Annotated in this window: 18 protein-coding genes; 8 read left to right on the top strand and 10 right to left on the bottom strand. The window is 38.9% G+C overall.

Annotated features, from left to right (window positions below):
• Window positions 1-3: 3 nt before the first annotated feature.
• Complete coding sequence (bepA, locus tag AC2INI_RS10355; RefSeq protein ID WP_486304772.1) at window positions 4-1,458, bottom strand: beta-barrel assembly-enhancing protease; 1,455 nt, start codon at window positions 1,456-1,458, stop codon at window positions 4-6.
• Window positions 1,459-1,628: 170 nt separating this feature from the next.
• On the opposite strand from bepA, the gene AC2INI_RS10350 reads away from it, so the two are divergent.
• Both AC2INI_RS10350 and AC2INI_RS10345 read left to right on the top strand, forming a co-directional pair.
• Window positions 1,629-1,850 carry a sulfurtransferase TusA family protein gene (locus AC2INI_RS10350; protein WP_486304771.1) on the top strand — a complete coding sequence of 74 codons (222 nt, stop codon included), beginning with the start codon at window positions 1,629-1,631 and terminating at the stop codon, window positions 1,848-1,850.
• Between the two features lie 8 nt (window positions 1,851-1,858).
• Window positions 1,859-2,929, top strand: a complete 1,071-nt coding sequence (locus tag AC2INI_RS10345) for an AI-2E family transporter (RefSeq protein WP_122034282.1) — start codon at window positions 1,859-1,861, stop codon at window positions 2,927-2,929.
• Window positions 2,930-3,012: 83 nt separating this feature from the next.
• Here AC2INI_RS10345 and bcp read toward each other — a convergent pair whose 3' ends face one another.
• Entirely contained in the window at window positions 3,013-3,480 is a 468-nt protein-coding gene (bcp, locus tag AC2INI_RS10340) for a thioredoxin-dependent thiol peroxidase (RefSeq protein ID WP_486305719.1), read from the bottom strand.
• A gap of 27 nt (window positions 3,481-3,507) precedes the next feature.
• Entirely contained in the window at window positions 3,508-4,038 is a 531-nt protein-coding gene (locus tag AC2INI_RS10335; protein WP_486304770.1) for a glycine cleavage system transcriptional repressor, read from the bottom strand.
• Window positions 4,039-4,311: 273 nt separating this feature from the next.
• Here AC2INI_RS10335 and dapA point away from each other — a divergent pair, with 273 nt between their 5' ends.
• Together dapA and bamC are read left to right on the top strand one after the other, a co-directional pair.
• Window positions 4,312-5,193, top strand: a complete 882-nt coding sequence (dapA, locus tag AC2INI_RS10330) for a 4-hydroxy-tetrahydrodipicolinate synthase (RefSeq protein WP_122034276.1) — start codon at window positions 4,312-4,314, stop codon at window positions 5,191-5,193.
• 11 nt (window positions 5,194-5,204) lie between these two features.
• On the top strand, window positions 5,205-6,257 hold the full coding sequence (gene bamC / locus AC2INI_RS10325) for an outer membrane protein assembly factor BamC (RefSeq protein WP_486304769.1): 1,053 nt from the start codon (window positions 5,205-5,207) through the stop codon (window positions 6,255-6,257).
• A 36-nt stretch (window positions 6,258-6,293) separates the two neighbouring features.
• On the opposite strand, the gene AC2INI_RS10320 is transcribed toward bamC, so the two are convergent.
• The 4 genes from AC2INI_RS10320 to AC2INI_RS10305 are packed head-to-tail and all read right to left on the bottom strand — an operon-like array spanning window position 6,294 to window position 8,755.
• A complete protein-coding gene (locus tag AC2INI_RS10320; RefSeq protein ID WP_486304768.1) occupies window positions 6,294-6,494 on the bottom strand; it encodes a DUF2897 family protein in 201 nt (66 codons plus the stop codon).
• A gap of 2 nt (window positions 6,495-6,496) precedes the next feature.
• Window positions 6,497-7,165, bottom strand: coding sequence for a M15 family metallopeptidase (locus tag AC2INI_RS10315; protein WP_486304767.1), 669 nt, complete (start codon window positions 7,163-7,165; stop codon window positions 6,497-6,499).
• A 54-nt stretch (window positions 7,166-7,219) separates the two neighbouring features.
• Window positions 7,220-8,353, bottom strand: a complete 1,134-nt coding sequence (gene dapE / locus AC2INI_RS10310) for a succinyl-diaminopimelate desuccinylase (protein ID WP_486304766.1) — start codon at window positions 8,351-8,353, stop codon at window positions 7,220-7,222.
• Window positions 8,354-8,407: 54 nt separating this feature from the next.
• Window positions 8,408-8,755, bottom strand: coding sequence for an ArsC family reductase (locus tag AC2INI_RS10305; protein WP_486304765.1), 348 nt, complete (start codon window positions 8,753-8,755; stop codon window positions 8,408-8,410).
• A gap of 271 nt (window positions 8,756-9,026) precedes the next feature.
• Between AC2INI_RS10305 and AC2INI_RS10300 the strand changes: the two genes are divergently transcribed.
• Complete coding sequence (locus tag AC2INI_RS10300) at window positions 9,027-9,308, top strand: winged helix-turn-helix domain-containing protein (RefSeq protein WP_122034264.1); 282 nt, start codon at window positions 9,027-9,029, stop codon at window positions 9,306-9,308.
• Window positions 9,309-9,408: 100 nt separating this feature from the next.
• Here AC2INI_RS10300 and AC2INI_RS10295 read toward each other — a convergent pair whose 3' ends face one another.
• From AC2INI_RS10295 to narQ, 3 genes are read right to left on the bottom strand one after another with little or no spacing between them, the layout of a single operon-like run.
• The gene (locus AC2INI_RS10295; protein WP_122034262.1) at window positions 9,409-9,738 is read right to left on the bottom strand and encodes a DUF4156 domain-containing protein; all 330 of its coding nucleotides are present in this window, start codon (window positions 9,736-9,738) and stop codon (window positions 9,409-9,411) included.
• Window position 9,739: 1 nt separating this feature from the next.
• Window positions 9,740-10,351 carry a response regulator gene (locus AC2INI_RS10290; RefSeq protein ID WP_486304764.1) on the bottom strand — a complete coding sequence of 204 codons (612 nt, stop codon included), beginning with the start codon at window positions 10,349-10,351 and terminating at the stop codon, window positions 9,740-9,742.
• A gap of 20 nt (window positions 10,352-10,371) precedes the next feature.
• The gene (gene narQ / locus AC2INI_RS10285) at window positions 10,372-12,063 is read right to left on the bottom strand and encodes a nitrate/nitrite two-component system sensor histidine kinase NarQ (RefSeq protein WP_122034258.1); all 1,692 of its coding nucleotides are present in this window, start codon (window positions 12,061-12,063) and stop codon (window positions 10,372-10,374) included.
• Window positions 12,064-12,251: 188 nt separating this feature from the next.
• Here narQ and napF point away from each other — a divergent pair, with 188 nt between their 5' ends.
• The 3 genes from napF to napA are packed head-to-tail and all read left to right on the top strand — an operon-like array spanning window position 12,252 to window position 15,540.
• Entirely contained in the window at window positions 12,252-12,770 is a 519-nt protein-coding gene (gene napF / locus AC2INI_RS10280; RefSeq protein WP_486304763.1) for a ferredoxin-type protein NapF, read from the top strand.
• A gap of 11 nt (window positions 12,771-12,781) precedes the next feature.
• The gene (locus AC2INI_RS10275) at window positions 12,782-13,054 is read left to right on the top strand and encodes a chaperone NapD (protein ID WP_254052651.1); all 273 of its coding nucleotides are present in this window, start codon (window positions 12,782-12,784) and stop codon (window positions 13,052-13,054) included.
• Window positions 13,051-15,540 (top strand): periplasmic nitrate reductase subunit alpha, encoded by a 2,490-nt coding sequence (napA, locus tag AC2INI_RS10270; RefSeq protein WP_122034256.1) that lies wholly within the window; start codon window positions 13,051-13,053, stop codon window positions 15,538-15,540. The genes AC2INI_RS10275 and napA overlap by 4 nt, the downstream gene beginning before the upstream one ends.
• Window positions 15,541-15,601 lie beyond the last annotated feature (61 nt).

Genomic DNA, 15,601 nt, shown 5'->3' with positions numbered 1-15,601 from the left:
TGATTATAAAGCGCTGAAACGCTCTCTTGATAGACGAAGCTGATCGATTCTTGCGTCGTATCTTGCTTGATCTAAACTTCCATACTCAACCAGTTGACTGGCTTGAGTGTAATTATTTAATGCTTTGTTCCACATACCTTTAAGGGCGTAGACTTCTGCTCTTGCTGCTAATTCACCATTAGCACTGCCATTATCATGATAAGCCTTAGCCAACAATTGCCATCCTGTTGGATCGTCTGGATTATCATGTGTATAACGCTGTAATACACGAACCGCTTCTGCGGGCTTATTGCTTTCAGATAAGGCGTGAGCGTAGTTAATGATTAATACCGGGTTATTTGGTAGCTGAACTAAGCCGTTCTCTAACCGCGTAATGGCTTGCTCATTCTTTTTTGTATAGAGATCTAAATCGGTTGCTGCATCAATATAAAAAACATTGAGAGGGTCATTTTTTAATAAATCACTAAGTAAGGGCTGTGCTTTCTCGTATTGCTTTGAATCAATATAGACTAATGCTTTACCGTAATTTAAGGCATTTTTAATCTCGCTATTATGCGTTTTCGATTTACGTGAAAACCAATCTAAAGCAGCACTACTATCAATTCCTGCGTAACGAGCCACAATACGTGAACGGGCAAGTTGATAGTGTAATGAAGTGCTCACTCTACGCATTGGGTATTGTTGCGCTCTTTCACGGCTGTCTGTGATACGAGAGGTTGGCAATGGGTGAGTCAGCAGCATTGGTGGTGGTGTGCTTGCATAGCGATATTGATCCGCTAAGCGAGAGAAAAAACGCGGCATTGCTGAGACATCAAAACCAGACTTTGCCAAGGTATCGATACCAAACCGATCTGCTTCTTTTTCATTACTACGGGTGTAGTTAATCGAACTTTGCATTGCACCAGCGGTAGTGGCATGAATCGCGGCTATCCCTGCTTCTGGGGCGGCAATAGCGAGCAGTAATGACCCAATAAGAGCCGCCATGGTTGCTGGTGAACGTCTTGCCTGATCTTCCATACTTCGAGCAAGGTGACGTTGAGTTATGTGGGCGATTTCGTGAGCAACCACCGACGCAAGTTCACTTTCTGATTGCGCGTGCAAAAATAAGCCAGAATGAAGCGCGACATAACCACCAAAGAAAGCAAAGGCGTTGATATTTCTGTTATTAATTAGGAAAAAATGAAAAGGTGTTTTGACATCACTGGCATTTGCAACTAATCGATGACCAAGATCTTGGACATACTCTGCTAAAACAGGGTCATTAATAACAGGTTGGCTTGCGCGAAGCATACGCATATACGCATCGCCATAGATAAGCTCTTGGTCTATGGTCAGCGTTGATGCTGCCGTCGTACCAATATCAGGGAGATTAAGGTCGTTATTTGCATAAACAGGAAGCGTGCTTGTCAGTATTGATGTGATCAATAAAGCGCTGGCCATTTTTTTTAGTTTGAACATGTTGTTTTTGCAAATCCTTTTAACAATACTAATCTGGATAAGTCGTAGAGAAAATAATAGCGTAATTGAGCTATATAAGAGTATCACATTTGGAATTGGTTTCTTTTTTGTTTTAATTATGTGATTTATACTCTTTTAATTGGAATCTATCATATCTATAGAGTCGTAGAATGAAAACCAGAAGCGTAGATTTATCACAACATCGTTGCCCAATGTCATTACTATTAGCAAAACGAGAAAGTCACTCTTTGAGTAAAGATGAACAATTACAACTCAAAGTCGTCGACAAAACATCGTTAGCCGATATCATGAGGTACTTTGAACAACACTCATTTGATATTCATTTAGAACAAACAGACTCATGTTCGTTTTTAACTGTTACTAGGAAGTAGAACTTAATATGTTAGATATGGTTACAAAGTGGTATAAACGCCGCTTTTCAGATCCACACGCCGTTAGCCTTGTTGCCATTCTTATCGTTGGTTTTATTACGATTTATTTCTTTGGCCATCTTATCGCCCCTCTTTTAGTTGCCATCGTTTTAGCGTATTTACTTGAATGGCCAGTGGTTAAGCTCACTAAACTTGGCATACCAAGAACCCTCTCTGTAATGTTAGTGATTATTCTGTTTATCAGTGTGATGTTAATGGCTGTTTTTGGATTGGTGCCAAATATTTGGAATCAAATAGGTAATTTAATTAATGATATGCCATCAATGTTTAATGGGTTGCATAATTTCTTATCAAGCCTTCCTGAACGTTACCCTGAGTTCATTCAGCCTCAATCGATTGATACTTTATTAGATACATTACGTGGCAAAGTACTTGGTATGGGTGAAACCATGGTTAAAGGCTCATTGGCATCATTAGTTAGTATTGCTGCGTTAGGGGTGTATTTGATCCTTGTTCCGTTGCTGGTTTTCTTCTTATTAAAAGATAAAGAAGAGATGGTGGCAACCATGAGTAACATCCTTCCTCAAAATCGTCGTTTAGCGACCAAAGTATGGGTTGAGATGAATGAGCAGATCAGTAATTATATTCGCGGGAAAGTGGTTGAAATTATCATTGTTGGCGGGGTGAGCTACATTACTTTCTTCATCATGGATTTGCGCTATTCACTGCTATTAGCCGTAATGGTCGGATTCTCAGTACTTATCCCATATATAGGTGCTGCTGCAGTTACTGTGCCGATTGCGATTGTGGCGTTATTCCAATGGGGATTAACCCCTGATTTCTATTGGTTAGTACTTGCTTATGGGATCATTCAGGCATTAGATGGCAATGTATTAGTGCCAGTCCTATTCTCAGAGGCCGTTAATCTGCACCCAGTGGCGATCATTGTATCGGTGCTTGTATTTGGTGGTTTGTGGGGTTTCTGGGGCGTCTTCTTTGCTATTCCGTTAGCGACATTGGTTAAAGCGGTTTGGAAAGCGTTACCTGCGACAGATGAAGTATTTAATAAAGCATCATAAAGTAAATAAATAAAAGGCGGTGCTTTTGATGAGCACCGCCTTTCTTGTTTTGAGCTTTTAAAAACGATTACTTTTCGTTTAGCTTATTTATTGTTTAAATAATCCAAAACGACTTCATGATGAGTCTTAGTTTTGAATTTATTGAACACGTGTTCAATCACGCCTTCTTCGTTAATTAGAAAGCTAATACGATGTAATCCATCGTACACTTTACCCATAAACTTCTTCTCACCCCATACGCCAAAGGCATCTGCAGCAGCATGATCTTCATCTGATAACAACGTAAAGTTCAGCTCATCACGTTCGATGAATTTTCCTAAACGTTTAACAGGATCAATACTTACCCCAAGTGTAACGACGTTATGGGCATCTAACTCCGCTTTAATGTCACGAAGACCTTGAGCTTGAACGGTACATCCTGGCGTCATTGCTTTTGGGTAGAAATAAAATAGAACTTTCTTTCCTTGTAAATCAGAAAGAGAAATTGATTCTCCATTTTGATCAAGAAGTGATACGTCGGGTGCAGGTGAGCCTGCAGCTAATGGCGTTATCATGATATTTCCTTTTGACTGTGTTTTCTAATTAGTTTTATAAAAGTTTATCTTACCGCTTACATTGAGTGAGGCACATAGCGCTTCAAACTGCTCTTGTATCTCAATGATGTGGCACTCTTTAAAAATTTCTGCGGTAATTTGAATTTGAAATGTGTTTTGGTTCTCGCCTTTTTTAAGTGTTTGAGCACTTAAGGTTTTTAAATCGATATCGCGATTGGCTAAAAAATCAGTAAATTTCTCAGTGAGGCCTGGGCGATCTTCTGATTCAACAAAGGCATCAATGGTATAAAAAATATCTCTATCTTGATGAGGAGAGGTTCGCTTCATCATAGTGATTAAATCGTGTTGTTGCCCAAGTAAAGGCAAGGTATTTTCAATACGAGAAATCGCATTTGCTGTACCAGACAACAACATGATTAATGTAAACTCACTACCAAATGATGCAATACGGCTATCAACAATATTACAGCTTGAGTCGGTGACAAGACGAGTCACCTTATTAGAGATACCTGGTCTGTCAGTGCCGACAGCGGTAATTACAAGGTGTTGAGGCATAAAAAACTCGTTATTGAAAAAGATAACCCAATACTAACACGCAAGTGATTGTGTGATAAGCAAGCAATAGTGGACAATCGTCAAAAAAAAGACTCTACAACAGAGGCTCTTATGTAATATCCTTGAGGAATATTGATTGAATGATTCTGCTTATTGCATAGAAGACGAAAACCATATGGCTTTATATGGTCAAGGATGATGACTCTTTGCAATGATATTAATGAGTAACAGAATCTATTCGCACATTCAGGCTAAGAAAAAAGGGAGAAGGATATGTTCTCAGGTAGCATTGTCGCATTAGTTACACCACTCGATACCGATGGTGAAGTCGATTACACTAGTTTAAAAAACCTTGTTGATTATCATATTGATGCTGGTACAAATGGCATCGTTGCTGTTGGTACAACAGGTGAGTCAGCGACATTAAGTGTAGAAGAGCATGTCAAGCTTGTAATGAAGACTCTTGAGTTTGCTGATGGGCGCATTCCTGTTATTGCAGGAACTGGTGCAAATGCAACACATGAAGCAGTAACGTTTAGTAAACTTTTTCATGACTCAGGCGTTGCTGGCTGTTTAAGTGTGACACCTTATTATAATAAGCCAACACAAGAAGGGTTATTCCTACATTATAAAGCGATCTCTGAAGCAACAGATATTCCTCAAATTCTTTATAATGTTCCAGGTCGTACCGCGGTTGATTTATTACCTGAAACCGTTGCTCGTCTGTCAGAGTTTGAAAACATTGTTGCGTTAAAAGATGCGACCGCAGATTTAGACCGAATTGCACTTACTCGTGAACTTTGTGGTGAAAACTTTATCCAACTGAGTGGCGATGATGCGACGGCGCTTGATTTTGTAAAATTAGGTGGCCACGGTGTTATTTCAGTGACCTCAAATATTGCTGCAAAAGAGATGGCAACCATGTTCGCGTTAGCAGCTCAAGGTAAGTTTGAAGAAGCTGAAGTAATTAACCAACGCTTAATGCCATTACACAAAGATTTATTCATTGAAGCGAATCCAATGCCTGTAAAATGGGCTACGCATCGTTTAGGTATGATTACTCACCCAGATATTCGTTTACCACTTACGGAATTAAGCCTGTCAGCACAACCAATTGTTGAGCAAGCTTTGATTCGTTCAGGTGTGTTGAAGTAATAGGATTGAAAATGAAAGTGAACACTCGCTTTGTTGTTGGATCATTGATGATTGCGGTTTTATCAGCATGTTCAAGCAGTCCAACAGAGCGTCGCCAAGCTAAGCAAGATTTTAAGTACTTGGAAACACCACCTTTAAAAGAGTGGCAGCAACCAGCAGAGGCAAAACCTGAATTTTATCCTCAATATGATATCCCTAAAGGGGAGTATGTTGGTGGTATTGGTAAGGATGTCGATATTAGACCGCCTCAGCAAGTGCTTGAATTGATCCCTGGCGCTCGCATTGAAGAGCAAAAGGGTGAGGTGACAGTATGGCTTGTTAAAAAAGAAGATGTCGATAAGCTTTGGCAAACGGTGTTAACTTTAATTGAGAAGCGTGATATTGGTTTAATCACACAAAATGACTCTGAATTAGAAACCGATTGGCTAAAATGGAATTCAGAAGATGAAGACCATGAGTTTGGTGCGCGCTATAAAATTGTTAAATTAAAACAGAATAACCGTTTTGGTTTCCAAATTTCTCTGATTGATTGGCAAGTAGATGGCAAGAAAATGGATGTTACTCAAGCCAATAAAGCTCGTTATAACATTCTAATGACCAATTTAGTGACGTCAGCTTATGATGAGCAGTTACGTGAAGAAGCCCGTATTCGTGCGGAAGAGCTAGTGAAGCGCATTCCTATCTCTATGGGGCAAGATAGAAGTGGTTTACCAATCATTATTGCTCGTGCACCATATAATATCTTCTGGGAGCGTCTTGGTGAGTTATTGCCAATGATGGGACTAACGATTGAAGACAGAAACCGTTCTCAAGGAACAATTGAAGTTAAATATAAAGAACCTGATGATGAGTTCTGGCAAGAGATAGGAACTAAACCACTCTCTTTTGAAGGCAGCACTTATAATCTTCTATTGGGTGACTTAGGCAACCGTACTTCAATTAACGTGACCGATGCTGGAGGGAAACCTGTAGATGAAGCCACGCTTGATTCAGTGGTTCCTGTTCTAGCGGCGATGATCGAAAAATCAAATAATATGCCGAAAGAAGAAAAGTCTGAAGAGTAAACTTACCCGTTAATATATCAGCAAAAGGCGCTCATTTTACTGAGCGTCTTTTTTTTCATCTTCTTTTTGCTGTACTGTTGTTTCTTGCTCTGACTTATCCTCTTTTTCTTGAGGAGTGACCGTTTTTTTGGTGTGCTTAAATTTCATATTCGCAGTGGCTTTTAAAGCGGCAAGATTACCAATGACAACACTTAAAACAATAACGATGATAACCCAAGGGTTCATTAACCATTCCATATTCACTCCTTATTGATATTAGTTACGTAGCGTACAAATAGTGTATCAATATGTTTAATGATAGTGTCTTTTCCTGCCAAGTCGACGTCTTTCCAAACATTTAAAAGTACATCAGGCGTTAGCATTGTCATTAGCTCAGCACTTTTCTCTCTATGACTGATATGCCAAGGTTCAATAGCCACTCCTTTTCGGTCAGTATTGTAAGGGAAGAAGAAACCGTGCGTTGGTGCGTTTTCTTTTAGCCAGAGACTGAAGGTTGCTTGATGACCGGTATCGTACTCCCAAGGTTCAAGTTGAAGGTTTACCCCTTCTGGAAGTGTATTTGAGGCATAAACATCAAGATCGGTCCCCCAGTGATGACGGCTAGAACCTGGAAGTGCTGACCAACGCATAATGGCGTGAATCTTTTCAATATCACTCATTTTACTGCTATCAATGGGTTGACCATCTTCACCTGAAATTGGACGAATACCATTGAACTTATTATTCCAAATCATCAACTGGCGTTCAAAATCACGGAAACTACTCGCGATAGTGAGGGTAAAACCAGCCTCTAATGCTGCTTTTTCTAAAGATTGGAAAGATAAAATACAATCATGGTGAAGTTGACGGTGCGGCACAACAAAGGAGAGGTGTTGGCTAGATAAGCCGGTAAGTTCTTGATTATTCATAAATCACCAAACAATGATAAGAGGAGTTACCCTCTTATCATATACCCAAATTGATTAGGCAAGTAGATTATTAAGCACTTCTTGATACATATCCGTTAGCTTTTCTAAATCATCTACTTTTACACATTCATTTACTTTATGAATCGTAGCATTAACTGGACCAAGCTCAATAACCTGAGAGCCCATTTGTGCAATGAAACGGCCATCAGATGTGCCACCAGTGGTTAATAGTTGAGGTTTTTGCTGATTAACCGTATCAACAGCATCAACAACAGCAGTAAGTAGATCGCCAGTATCGGTTAAGAATGGCAGGCCATTGATGATCCAATTTAAGTCATACTCTAAATCGTGTTTATTTAATGTATCAATAACACGTTGTTGCAAACCTTCCACTGTTGACTCTGTGCTAAAGCGAAAGTTAAACATTACTTCGACATCGCCAGGGATCACATTTGATGCCCCAGTTCCCCCATTTATATTTGGTATTTGGAAACTGGTTGGAGGGAAGTAATCATTGCCTTTATCCCACTCCGTCATTGCTAATTCAGTTAATACTGGCATTGCTTGATGAATAGGATTTCGAGCAATATGCGGATAAGCAACATGCCCTTGAATTCCCTTAACCGTTAGATTACCAGTTAGAGATCCGCGACGGCCATTTTTCACAACATCACCCACATGATCTGTGCTTGATGGCTCACCAACAATACACATATCAATAATTTCATTACGCTCTTTTAGCGTATCAACCACACGAGTTGTGCCATTAATAAATGGACCTTCTTCATCTGAAGTGATCAAAAAAGAAATTGAACCTTTATGGTCTGGGTGCTCAGCAACAAAACGCTCAACGGCAACAATCATACAAGCCAGTGAGCCCTTCATATCTGCTGCGCCACGTGCGTATAGCATGCCATCAATAATCGTTGGTTCAAACGGGTCAGTATTCCAATGATCTAACGATCCAGTAGGAACGACATCAGTGTGACCTGCAAAAGTAAACAAGGGTGCTTCTGTACCACGGCGGGCCCAAAAGTTAGTTGTATCTTCAAAAACCATGATTTCAATAGTAAAGCCAAGTGCTTCTAAGCGTTTAATCATTAGCTCTTGGCAGCCGGCATCTTCAGGAGTGATGGATTGACGGCTTAATAGATCTTTAGCAAGTGCTAATGTTGGGGTATCTGACATTATGTATTCCTTTACTTCTTTTAAATTGGCCATAGAGTTAAATGGCACAGTAAACTAAACGTTAAATAGCGCTTCGTATTGAGCTGGCTTAAAGCCTAAATGGTATACATCATTATGAATAAGAACAGGACGTTTGATCATTGCTGGCATTTCCAGTAATAGTTCAATCGCATTCTCTTCATTTAACGTGTTTTTTTGTTCGTCACTCAGTTGACGATAAGTGGTACCACGTTTATTAACTACGTTCTCCCACCCTAATTGTTGAACAAAAGTGGTAACCATTTCTTTATCAATACCGTCAGTGCGGTAATCATGATAAGTAAAATTGATGTCGTTTGCTTCTAACCATTTTTTGCATTTTTTAATGGTGTCGCAGTTTTTAATTCCGTAAATTGCAGTCATGACTTTCTTCATTATGTTATTAATTATGGTCTATTTATAACTAGATTTGATCAAATACGCCAGAGGCTAGGCGTTATTTAGTATTTTACTGGTTAATATTGGATGATTATAGGGTTATGAGTAATGATAGTTATGAAAATTAATTACAAGAAATGCAGATTTATGTGTTTATTAGTGAAATTGTAAGTATATTTTCGTAATTAGTTGATCAACCTCAACATCATTAATACTGAATGATTAATAATTACTCTTATTAAATCAGGAGGTATCAATGGAGTTGAATCCAGTATTTGCCAGGCGCTTATATTTAGCGTTGTTGGTACATAATTTAGAAAGGCCAAATGTGCCTAAGCTTGTCGAGTTAACAGGTTGGCCTCGTCGTACGATTCAAGATGTATTGAAAGCTTTGCCTGGGATTGGTATCGAGTTAATGTTTGTGCAAGATGGTCGTCGTCATAATGACGGTTATTATCGTCTTTCAGATTGGGGGCCGTATGATCCAGATTGGGTATGCTCACGAGAAGATGAGATCGCATCAACTTTATATCATTAGCACAGTGCTTTTAACTGTGCTGAGGATTGAATAAAAACGCCAACATAATTGTTGGCGTTTTTATTTTTTATGAATGAGGTTTAGTTAGAACTAAAAATACCTATGGGCAAGTATAAGCAGAGCCAAGTAAGGTTACTGATGTATTAAATGCCATTGGGTCTTGAAGGACTACGGTGTTTGCTCCTAATGTTTGAGCCTCGTTTTTTACGTCATTAACGGCAGCAATCATTAAGTCTTTATTTGATATAAAGAAGAAGGTATACCAATGGCCTTCACTTCCTGTCACTGTTCCCACTTCCGTGCAGCCTTTAGCCGCATTATCATTGTAATGAAGTGCAATGGTTTCGGATTCATCACTCATTGGTTGCGTTGTTAGTTGGCAGCCACTAAGTAAAAAGAGACTTAACAGTCCTGTTATCAGTAATTTCATATTATGAGTCTAAGTAAATTAATGTCGCGGCAACTCGTGATTTTACATTCAGTTTTTTTAATAAACTTTTCATGTGAACTTTAACGGTAGCTTCAGAGATAAAGAGTTTGTCTGCAACTTGTTTGTTACGCATCCCTTTTGCTACATTTTGTAAGATCTCTAATTCACGAGCGGTTAAGTGAGCTAATTTATCATCACCGTTATTTTCTTGTTCCAAACATGCTTTTACTTGTTCAGAGTAAGCTTTTCCGCCTTTCATCGCTTCTTTTAATAATGAAATCAGTTCATCAGGCTCACTGTCTTTCAATAAGTAGCCATCAGCACCGGCTTTAACTAAGGTTTTGATATCTTGTTTATTGTCTGAAACCGTTAATATAACGATTGGACAAGTAACGCCTTCATTTCTTAAGGCATGAAGAGTATCTAAACCTGACATTCCCTTCATATTTAAATCAAGTAAAACTAAGTCAGGTTCATCTTGAGAAATTAGAGCTACGGCATCGGTACCATTACTTGCTTCACCTATTAAGGTAAATTCTTCTTCAAAAGAGAGTAGTTGACCAATACCACGACGCATTAACGGGTGATCATCAACGATTACAACATTCCACATAATTTGTACCTTCTATTGCTTTATTGGTTAAGTGGAAACGTAACGTTCACTGTACAACCGTGTTCTAATTCAGAGGATATGGATAAATTGCCACGAACACAGGTAGCGCGCTCTTGCATTATTCTTAATCCATAATGATTTATTTTTTCTTTACTAGGGTCAAATCCTACCCCATCGTCTTCAATGTTAATGTAGCCTTGCTCACCTTCTTGAAAACACGTAATGATAATATTATCAGCTTTTGAGTGTTTGATGGCATTTAATGTAGCTTCACGAATTAATTGTAATAAATGAACATGCTGTTGAGCATTTATGGGTAAAGATGGTAGCTCATTATTTACTCTAATATTTATTTCGGTTTGTGCTGATAATGTGGTGGTTATTTCTTGTAAAGCCTCACCAAAATGGGCTTTATTAATCGTTAGCCTAAAGGTATTAAGCAATTCTCTTAATTGAGTATAGGCACTTTTAAGCCCTTCATCTAATTCTATTAATGTATTGCCTGTATTTTTACAATCGCATGCTGATAATCGTCGTTTCAACAAGGTGGTTTGAATCTTTAAATAAGATAAAGATTGTGCTAATGAATCATGCAGTTCACGAGCAATGGCTGAGCGCTCTTCTAAAAGAATTAATTGGTGGGTTTGTTTTTGAACTTGGTTATAAAATACGCCACGAGCAAGAATATTTGCGATATTAATGATCAATTTTTGATCTGGACAAGGAAGAGAAAATTGCCACAGTAAATAACCAAGTTGTTCTCCATCAATAGATAGCTCTTGCAAGCTCCAAGGTGAAGTGTTTGATTCTCCACTCGTAATTTCCCAATCTCCACCAGACTCTTCTTCAACAATTAATCTAGCACTGGTAATCCCTTCGATATTAACAAAGGTATCTAAAATATTTTTAAAGACCTGTTCGTCAAGTTGAGAAGCGGATAGCTGTTGGGAGCACTGATAGAGTGTTGTTAATGAACGGTTGGCTTGGCTCAGTTTTTTTGTTTTATCTTCAACTCTGCTTTCTAGCTCTTTATAGCTAAGGTCAACTTGCTTTGCCATATGATTGAATGAATCACTTAGTTGACCTAATTCATTGTCACTTTTTAAATTGACCTGAACAGAGTAGTTGCCGCTGGTCATCGCTTTACTTGCAGCAACTAAATGATGAAGTGGGCTTACGATTTTTCGTTGGGTAAAGAAGATAATAAAAACACTTAAAAAGACGATTAACGATAAACCAAGCGCACCTATAAATGATAAAAGCTGCAATTTTCGTTCTGAGAATTCTTGCAGACGAAATACAAAGCGATCAATTTCATCAACAAAGTTAGAGACTTTATTAAGGTAGATCTGTTTATTATCACTAAGTAGCGAGGGATGCAACGAATGCCACTGTAATCGAATATCTTCGTAATAGCCTTCAATATCATCAGGAACAAACCATTGATCTAGTGTTTTAAAAGAAGGGGATTCTATCGATTCAGAAAATTTCTCTAAATGCGCTATAAGTTCTGGTGAGTTGGTTTCAATATCAAAAGCCAATCGGTAGCTTTGCATACGTAAAGACCCCGCAATATTAACGGCCTCAGCATCTTTTATACTGGAGGATAGCGTCATCAAAGCTAGGCTAGTTGTCACAATTGATATTATTACAATCCATAACATCACTTGAGCAATGGTTTTTGTTAAAATTGAGGTCTTCTTGTGTTTCATATTTGTTATGTGTGACCTATGATTAATAAAAGGCAAATTAGGCCTATTCTGTTGTTTTTAATTGTTTTAAAAATTGATCCAGAACAAGTATACCCACTGTTTAACCATTATGAGGTATATCAATAAATATGACAAAACTTAATATGCCACATATAAAAATATGAATAGACGAAAGGAGATGTGAATAGATGAGTCAAAAAAATACAATTGACCATTCTAAACGTGGTCTTTTCAGTCGTTTCTCTAATAAGAAAAAGATACATCCTTTAATACAGCAGCGGCTACCTTGGGTAGGCAATGAAGCAAGTTTTGTTTCTCAATGTACTCAATGTGAAAAATGTATTGCTGCCTGTGAAGAAAACATAATTGTTAAAGGTGATGGTGGTTTTCCCATTGTCGACTTTACCAAGGGTGAATGTACCTTCTGTGAAGGATGTGCTCAAAGTTGCCCTGAAAACTTATTTGATTTAACTGTTGCTACAGCTTTCTCTCATAAAGTATTTATAAATGAAAGTTGTTTAGCGAAACAATCGGTTGAATGTCGTAGTTGTAGCGATATGTGTGAAACACAAGCTATACGTTTTCAATTGGTGCTGGGAAATGTCGCTCAGCCTCAAATTAACTTAGATGTGTGTAATGGTTGTGGGGGGTGTATTGCTGCTTGCCCTACTTCTGCTATTAGCATGACACTGGAAGAGCAAACATAATGTTAGAAAATTTGCCTGAAAATGAAGTTCATATTTCAAGTTTAGTGGTTCATGTTAAACCTGAATTTTTAGAACAAACAAAAGAAAAAATACTGGCACTACCGAATACAGAGATCCATGGAGAAAGTGAAGAGGGCAAATTAATTGTTGTTCTTGAAACTGAAAACCAAGGATACATTACAGATTCAATAGATAAAATAAATGACTTCGAAGGGATTCTAAATGTCGCTTTAGTTTTCCACCAAATCGAGCACTTTGATTCGCAATGTGAGGATGAATCATGAAAATGACAAGACGTGCGTTTGTTAAAGCAAACGCCGCAGCATCAGCTGCAGCTGTAGCAGGTATTACTTTACCAGCATCAGCAACTAATTTAATCGTTAGTTCTGACCAAACAAAAATTAAATGGGATAAAGCGCCTTGTCGTTTTTGTGGTACTGGTTGTTCAGTTCTTGTGGGCACTCAAAACGGTCGCGTTGTTGCGACTCAAGGTGATCCAGAAGCACCTGTAAACAAAGGTCTTAACTGTATCAAAGGTTACTTCCTATCTAAAATTATGTACGGAAAAGATCGTCTTCAAACGCCAATGCTGCGTATGACTGATGGCCAATACGATAAAGAAGGTGACTTTGCTCCTGTTTCTTGGGACGTTGCTTTTGACACAATGGCTGAGAAGTGGAAAGCCGCTCTGAAAAAACATGGTCCAACAGGTGTTGGTATGTTTGGTTCAGGTCAGTGGACGGTAATGGAAGGCTACGCAGCCGTTAAATTGATGAAAGCGGGCTTCCGTTCAAATAACATCGATCCAAATGCTCGTCACTGTATGGCTTCAGCGGTAGGTGCGTTTATGCGTACATTCGGTATTGATGAACCAATGGGTTGTTACGATGACTTTGAACACGCAGACTCTTTTGTTCTGTGGGGCTCAAACATGGCAGAAATGCACCCAGTACTATGGACTCGTATTTCAGATCGTCGTTTAAGTAATCCACACGTTAAAGTGAACGTATTATCTACTTACTACCACCGTTCATTTGAGTTAGCAGATAAAGGGTATATTTTTGAACCTCAATCTGACCTTGCTATTGCTAACTTCATCGCTAACTACATCATTCAAAACGATGCAGTAAACTGGGACTTCGTAAATAAACATACGAACTTCAAGCAAGCAACAACAGACATTGGTTATGGTCTTCGTGATACTGATCCGCTACAAATGAAAGCGGAAAATCCTAACTCTGGAGCGATGAGCTCAATCAGTTTTGAGGAATATAAAGCATCAGTTGCACCATACACAGCGAAAAAAGCATCTGAAATGTCAGGTGTATCAGAAGACGATCTGATCACTCTAGCTAAGCAGTATGCGGATCCAAAAACAAAAGTAATGTCTTTATGGACAATGGGTATGAACCAACACACTCGTGGTGTTTGGATGAACAGCCTTGTTTATAACATTCACTTGTTAACGGGTAAAATTTCAACGCCGGGTAATAGCCCATTCTCATTGACTGGTCAACCTTCAGCATGTGGTACAGCTCGTGAAGTAGGTACATTCTCACATCGTCTACCTGCAGACATGGTTGTTGCTAATCCTAAGCACCGTGCAATTTCAGAAAAAATCTGGAAACTACCTGAAGGTACATTGAATGGCAAACCAGGCGCACACGCCGTTGTTCAAGACCGCATGCTTAAAGACGGCAAGATTAACGCTTATTGGGTAATGTGTAATAACAACATGCAAGCGGGCCCAAACATTAACACTGAACGTTTACCAGGTTACCGTAACCCAGAAAACTTCATTGTATGTTCTGACCCATACCCAACTGCAACAGCTCAAGCATCGGATCTTATTCTTCCAACAGCAATGTGGGTAGAAAAAGAAGGTGCTTATGGTAATGCTGAACGTCGTACTCAAGCTTGGTACCAACAAGTACAAGCAAAAGGCGAAGCTAAATCTGATTTATGGCAAATCATGGAATTCTCAAAACGCTTCACAGTAGAAGAAGTGTGGGGCGAAGAGCTATTAGCTAAAGCACCTGAATTCCGTGGTAAAACTATGTATGACGTACTTTACAAAAACGGTAATGTTGATGCCTTCCCATTGTCAGAAGCTCAAGAGCTAAACGATGATGCGAAAGATCAAGGTTTCTACGTACAAAAAGGCCTATTTGAAGAATACGCTACGTTTGGTCGTGGCCATGGTCACGATTTAGCACCATATGATACATACCATAATGTACGTGGTTTACGTTGGCCTGTAGTTGATGGCAAAGAAACATTATGGCGCTTTAAAGAGGGGTCAGATCCATACGCGAAAAAAGGGTCTGATTGGGACTTCTATGGAAAGCCTGATGGTAAAGCATTAATTATCTCTGCACCATATGAAGCGCCACCAGAAGTTCCTGGTGATGAGTTTGATATGTGGTTATGTACTGGTCGTGTTCTTGAGCATTGGCATACAGGTACTATGACACGTCGTGTTCCTGAGCTTTATAAAGCTGTTCCTGATGCGCTTTGTTATATTCATCCTGCTGATGCGAAGGAGCGTAATTTGCGTCGTGGCGATGAAGTATTAATTTCTAATAAACGTGGTGAAGTTCGAGTTCGTGTTGAAACACGAGGTCGTAACCGTCCGCCTAAAGGATTGGTATTTGTACCATTCTTTGATGCTCGCATCTTAATTAACAAATTGATTTTGGATGCTACCGATCCTCTGTCTAAACAGACAGATTATAAGAAGTGCCCAGTTAAGATCACTAAAATTGCTTAATTACTAATAGGTAGGTTACTGACTAAGACGTGAGTAGCCTATTTCAAAGAGTTTGCCTTAA

The organism is Aliivibrio friggae, from assembly GCF_057368515.1.
Note: the sequence above shows the minus strand (reverse complement) of the source record. Positions and strands in the feature narration are given on the sequence as shown.

Coding starts and splice junctions, on each gene's coding strand:
- AC2INI_RS10335 (WP_486304770.1), bottom strand. CDS start 4,038: ATGCCTCAACACCTTGTAATTACCGCTGTCGGCACTGACAGACCAGGT.
- dapA (WP_122034276.1), top strand. CDS start 4,312: ATGTTCTCAGGTAGCATTGTCGCATTAGTTACACCACTCGATACCGAT.
- AC2INI_RS10350 (WP_486304771.1), top strand. CDS start 1,629: ATGAAAACCAGAAGCGTAGATTTATCACAACATCGTTGCCCAATGTCA.
- dapE (WP_486304766.1), bottom strand. CDS start 8,353: ATGTCAGATACCCCAACATTAGCACTTGCTAAAGATCTATTAAGCCGT.
- AC2INI_RS10315 (WP_486304767.1), bottom strand. CDS start 7,165: ATGAATAATCAAGAACTTACCGGCTTATCTAGCCAACACCTCTCCTTT.
- AC2INI_RS10300 (WP_122034264.1), top strand. CDS start 9,027: ATGGAGTTGAATCCAGTATTTGCCAGGCGCTTATATTTAGCGTTGTTG.
- bamC (WP_486304769.1), top strand. CDS start 5,205: ATGAAAGTGAACACTCGCTTTGTTGTTGGATCATTGATGATTGCGGTT.
- AC2INI_RS10295 (WP_122034262.1), bottom strand. CDS start 9,738: ATGAAATTACTGATAACAGGACTGTTAAGTCTCTTTTTACTTAGTGGC.
- narQ (WP_122034258.1), bottom strand. CDS start 12,063: ATGAAACACAAGAAGACCTCAATTTTAACAAAAACCATTGCTCAAGTG.
- bepA (WP_486304772.1), bottom strand. CDS start 1,458: ATGTTCAAACTAAAAAAAATGGCCAGCGCTTTATTGATCACATCAATA.
- AC2INI_RS10305 (WP_486304765.1), bottom strand. CDS start 8,755: ATGACTGCAATTTACGGAATTAAAAACTGCGACACCATTAAAAAATGC.
- napF (WP_486304763.1), top strand. CDS start 12,252: ATGAGTCAAAAAAATACAATTGACCATTCTAAACGTGGTCTTTTCAGT.
- napA (WP_122034256.1), top strand. CDS start 13,051: ATGAAAATGACAAGACGTGCGTTTGTTAAAGCAAACGCCGCAGCATCA.
- AC2INI_RS10345 (WP_122034282.1), top strand. CDS start 1,859: ATGTTAGATATGGTTACAAAGTGGTATAAACGCCGCTTTTCAGATCCA.
- AC2INI_RS10320 (WP_486304768.1), bottom strand. CDS start 6,494: ATGGAATGGTTAATGAACCCTTGGGTTATCATCGTTATTGTTTTAAGT.
- AC2INI_RS10290 (WP_486304764.1), bottom strand. CDS start 10,351: ATGTGGAATGTTGTAATCGTTGATGATCACCCGTTAATGCGTCGTGGT.